Here is a 234-nt window from a genome sequence, read left to right on the forward strand (position 1 = left end):
CATCGTGATCATGTGCTGCGGACGGGTCGGGTCGTCGCTGGCCCGCAGCCTCGAGCGGCGCGGTCACTCGGTCGCCGTGATCGACGCGGTGCAGGACGCGTTCCGCCGGCTCGGGCCCACCTTCCAGGGCAAGACGGTCAAGGGGGTCGGCTTCGATCGGACGGTGCTGGTCAAGGCCGGCATCGAACGGGCGGACGGCTTCGCGGCCGTCTCCAGCGGCGACAACTCCAACAT

Annotated in this window: 1 protein-coding gene; it reads left to right on the plus strand. The window is 70.1% G+C overall.

The features are described from left to right. Position 1: 1 nt before the first annotated feature. Positions 2–234 (plus strand): NAD-binding protein (locus ACSNOK_RS36330; protein WP_436784912.1); only part of this gene is annotated, 233 nt, incomplete at its 3' end.

It is taken from the genome of Streptomyces sp. URMC 126, from assembly GCF_051386555.1.
GTDB lineage: Bacteria > Actinomycetota > Actinomycetes > Streptomycetales > Streptomycetaceae > Streptomyces.